Here is a 4,454-nt window from a genome sequence, read left to right as displayed (position 1 = left end):
CCACGCACGTACGCAGACGACGCACCCCACCGGCGCCCGGCCCGTGCCGGGCGGGCTTTCCGGCACACCGCTCCCCGGGCGATAATCGAACGCGGGGCCGCGGCATGCGGTGAAGCTCGGACGTCCTAGCAGGTGCGCAGCGGCGTGAGCGCGGTCCGTCACACACAACGGTGAAGGACGAAAGCACTCATGACGACGACGCCCACGATCGAGCTCAAGCCCTCCTCGCACCCGCTGTCGGACGAGGAGCGCGAGGCGATCCTGGCCAACCCGGGATTCGGCCGCCACTTCACCGACCACATGGTGACCATCCGGTGGACCGAGGGCCGCGGCTGGCACGACGCCCAGCTCACCCCGTACGCGCCGCTCTCCATCGACCCCGCCAACATGACCCTGCACTACGCGCAGGAGATCTTCGAGGGCCTCAAGGCGTACCGCCGCCCCGACGGCTCGGTCGTCACCTTCCGCCCCGACGCCAACGCCGAGCGCTTCCGCACCTCCGCCCGCCGGCTCGCCATGCCCGAGCTGCCGGTCGAGACCTTCGTCGCCGCCTGCGACGCGCTGGTCCAGCAGGACAAGGCGTGGGTCCCGGCGCACGGCGGCGAGTCCTCGCTCTACCTGCGCCCCTTCATGATCGCCGCCGAGGTCGGGCTCGGCGTCCGCCCGGCCAACGAGTACCTGTTCATCGTGATCGCCTCGCCGGCCGGCCCGTACTTCCCCGGCGGGGTCAAGCCGGTCTCCGTCTGGCTCTCCGAGGACTACGTCCGCGCCGTCCCCGGCGGCATGGGCTTCGCCAAGACCGGCGGCAACTACGCCGCCTCCCTGCTCGCCCAGGCCGAGGCCGCCCGGAAGGGCTGCGACCAGGTCGTCTGGCTGGACGCGCTGGAGCACAAGTGGGTCGAGGAGATGGGCGGCATGAACCTGTACTTCGTGTACGGGGACAGGATCGTCACGCCCGAGCTGACCGGCTCGCTGCTCGCCGGGATCACCCGCGACTCGCTGCTCAGCGTCGCCAAGGACCTCGGCTACACCTCCGAGGAGGGCCGGATCTCCACCGAGCAGTGGCGCCGGGACGCCGAGAGCGGCGCGCTGACCGAGGTCTTCGCCTGCGGCACCGCCGCGGTCATCACCCCGGTCGGCTTCGTGAAGTCCACCGGCGGCGAGTGGGCCCAGGGCGACGGCGAGCCGGGCAAGGTCACCATGGCGCTGCGCAAGGCGCTGCTGGACATTCAGACCGGCGCCGCCGAGGACGTCCACGGCTGGACCCACGAACTGGCCTGACGCCGTACGCGGACGCACGTCGGGCCGTCGTACGGGGACGCACGTCGGGCCGGCGCATCGGGCGGCGGCCCGGCCCCACCCGCGGCCGCGGCCTGGGCCCTTCCCCGCGACCGGCCGCCGCGGCGGGGGCGGCCCGCCCCGACCGCGGGGCTACCGGCCGGGTGCGGCTAGCGGCCGAACCGGGCCGGTGACGGTGCGGCGGAAGCGGCCTCCGCCGGGCGGGGCGCCGCCGCGCGGGACGTCGTCAGGACGTACACCGCGCCGCCGGCCAGCCCCGACAGCACGAAGCTCACGTCCACCCCGCCGGTCAGCGCCAGCAGCGGCCCCTGGTACAGCGGGGTGCCCACCGCCAGCAGGCCGACCGCCGCGCCCACCGCCCACGCGGCCGTGGCCCGCGGGTGCCAGCCGGCGCGGAACCAGTAGGCCCCGCCGTGCGCACGCCGGTTGTAGACCTGGAGCGCCTCCGCGTCGTAATCGCCGCGGCAGCGCAGGTGCCCGATGAGGGTGATCACCGCCCAGGGCGTGCCCAGGGCGGTGAGCAGCAGCACGAACGAGGTCATCGCCGACTGCGCGTCCCAGGCGAAGTGCCCGGCGAAGACGAACGCGGTGGCGATCGCGGCGACCGCCAGGGTGGCGCCGGTGCGGCCGGCCCGGGGCACGATCGCGTCCAGGTCCAGGCCCATCGAGTAGAGCATCAGTCCGGCGTTGCCCACCGAGCCGGCGGCGGCCGCGACCAGCAGCGGCACCAGGTACCAGACGGGCGACGCGGCGACCAGCGGCCCCGCGTAGTCCGCGCCGGCCCGGGCGGCCAGCGCGGTGAACGTTCCGAACAACTGCGGCACCAGCAGCCCCGCCAGCAGCCCCAGACAGGTGGCCTTCCACACCGTGCGCGGGCGGTGCCGCAGCGGTGAGACGTAGCGGGTGTAGTCGCCCAGCAGGGTGATGAAGGCGATCGGACCGCTCAGGCCCGCGGCCACCGCCGACAGCGCCCAGGTCGGCCAGAAGGAGCCCAGCAGGTACGGGGTGTCCGGCGGCGGCGCGGCGGTGAAGTCGCCCGCGTACGCGGCCAGGCCCACCGCGAGCAGCACCGTCATCCCGACGGCCAGCACCCGGCTCAGCCTCAGCAGCAGGTTGTAGCCGTAGACCGCGGCGACCGCCGTGCAGCCCGCCAGCAGCGCGTACACCGCGATGTGCGCGGCCGTCCCGTCGGGCAGCCCCACCAGCCTCGTCAGCGTGCCGACCATCACGTCGCCGCCGATCCACAGGGTCAGCGCGGTGTAGCCGAGCGACAGCAGCAGTCCCACCACCGAGCCGACCAGGCGGCCGCGTACCCCGAAGAAGGCGCCGCTGGAGGTGGAGAGGTTGGTCGCGGTACGCAGGGAGACCAGCGCCAGCGGCGCGGTGACCGCCACCCCGACGACCGTCCCCGCCAGCACCGAGGTGACGGCCGGCCACAGGCCGAGCCCGAAGGAGACCGGCAGCCAGCCGAAGACGATGACGCCGAGGCAGAGGTTCGAGCCCAGCAGGATGGCGACCAGGTCGCGGGGCCCGCTGGTCCGTTCCTCGTCGGGGACGGTGTCGGTGCCGCGCTGCTCAAGACCGTGCTTGTTCACGAGTGGGGACATGGGCGTCCTCCCTGCCGGGGGTCTGCTGGAACGGGGGGCTCCGCTGGTTAGAGCGACGCTCAATGTCCGTCATCCGTCCGGGCCGCGTCAATGGTTTCCCTTGAGGTCCGAGCAGTTTCCTCCCGCACTCCACATGCGTTGCCCACCGGTTTGACGGCTTCCGCCCTACCGTTAGAGTGGTGCTCAAACAGGGAGGTGTGCTGAGGTGCGACTGACCGCGACGGGGCGCCACCGGCCGCTGCTCCTCGGGGCCGCCGCCGAGCCCGCCCGGGCCCGCCGGGCGCGGGGCCCGCGGATCGGCGTGCCCGAGGCGACCGCCCTGGTCGCGGACCCCGTCCGCGAGGCCGCCCGCGGCAGGGCGAAGGCCCGGCGAGACCGTACGCCGGGCCTTCGCCGCAGCCGGGAGCGCGATGGCCGCCCCCGACGCGTCCCCGTCGTCCCACACCCGAGGATCACCCGATGTACCGCATGCCCGCCGAATGGGTCCCGCACGAGCGCACCTGGATGGCCTGGCCCAGCCCCAACCCGACCTTCACCAGCGACGACGAGCTGCGTGAGGCCCGCGAGGCATGGGCCGCCGTGGCCCGCGCCGTACGCCGCTTCGAGCCGGTCACCGTGGTGCACGGCCCCGGCCAGGGCGAGGAGGCCCGCGCCCTGCTCGGCGACGACATCGACCTGGTCGAACGCGACCTGGACGACGCATGGATGCGGGACATCGGCCCCACCTTCGTCACCGACGGCGAGCGGCTGGCCGCCGTGGACTGGGTGTTCAACGGCTGGGGCGCCGCCGACTGGGCCCGCTGGGAGCACGACTCCGAGATCGCCCGCCAGGTCGCCGACCTCGCCGGCGTCCCCGTCCTCTCCAGCGAACTGGTCAACGAGGGCGGCGCCATCCACGTGGACGGCGAGGGCACCGTGCTGCTCACCGACACCGTCCAGCTCGGCCCCGAGCGCAACCCGCAGTGGAACCGCGAGCAGGTCGAAGCCGAGATCCACGCCAAGCTCGGCACCAGCAAGGCGATCTGGCTGCCCCGCGGCCTGACCGGCGACTACGGCATGTTCGGCACCCGCGGGCACATCGACATCGTCGCCGCCTTCGCCCGCCCCGGCACGGTCGTCACCCACACCCAGCCCGACCCGCGCCACCCCGACCACGAGCTGTGCAAGTCCAACGTCGAACTGCTCCGCCGGCAGACCGACGCCCAGGGCCGCCCGCTGGAGGTCGTCGAGATCCCCGCCCCCACCGTCCTCCAGGAGGACGGCGAGTGGGTCGACTACTCCTACATCAACCACTACCTGTGCAACGGCGCGGTGATCCTCTGCGCCTTCGACGACCCGCGCGACGAGGAGGCCGCCGCGATCTTCCGCCGCCTCTTCCCCGACCGCGAGGTCGTCCTGGTCGACGCCCGCGCCATCTTCGCGGCCGGGGGCGGCATCCACTGCATCACCCAGCAGCAGCCTCAAGTAGGCGTCTGACCCGCCCGCGCCGGGGCGGCCCCACCCCGGGCCGCCCCGGCGCGGGCGGGTCAGACGCCTACTTGAGGCTGC

General features: G+C 73.8%; 3 protein-coding genes and 1 pseudogene. 3 read left to right on the top strand and 1 reads right to left on the bottom strand.

The genetic code is table 11. The annotated features are described in order from the left end of the window. Nucleotides 1–189 precede the first annotated feature (189 nt). The gene (locus tag C6N75_RS28505) at nt 190–1,281 is read left to right on the top strand and encodes a branched-chain amino acid aminotransferase (RefSeq protein ID WP_105871738.1); all 1,092 of its coding nucleotides are present in this window, start codon (nt 190–192) and stop codon (nt 1,279–1,281) included. Between the two features lie 167 nt (nt 1,282–1,448). Here C6N75_RS28505 and C6N75_RS28500 read toward each other — a convergent pair whose 3' ends face one another. After that, nucleotides 1,449–2,906: a cytosine permease gene (locus C6N75_RS28500; protein ID WP_105871737.1), complete on the bottom strand. Its 1,458-nt coding sequence runs from the start codon at nt 2,904–2,906 to the stop codon at nt 1,449–1,451. 205 nt (nt 2,907–3,111) lie between these two features. Between C6N75_RS28500 and C6N75_RS31920 the strand changes: the two are divergent. Together C6N75_RS31920 and C6N75_RS28495 are read left to right on the top strand one after the other, a co-directional pair. Then, a pseudogene (locus C6N75_RS31920) lies at nt 3,112–3,207 on the top strand (hypothetical protein); the annotation flags it as partial. A 158-nt stretch (nt 3,208–3,365) separates the two neighbouring features. After that, nucleotides 3,366–4,382, top strand: a complete 1,017-nt coding sequence (locus C6N75_RS28495) for an agmatine deiminase family protein (RefSeq protein WP_105871736.1) — start codon at nt 3,366–3,368, stop codon at nt 4,380–4,382. The last annotated feature ends 72 nt before the right edge of the window (nt 4,383–4,454 follow it).

Origin of the sequence: Streptomyces solincola, from assembly GCF_002982015.1 — a bacterium.
Lineage (GTDB): Bacteria > Actinomycetota > Actinomycetes > Streptomycetales > Streptomycetaceae > Streptomyces > Streptomyces solincola.
Note: the sequence above shows the minus strand (reverse complement) of the source record. Positions and strands in the feature narration are given on the sequence as shown.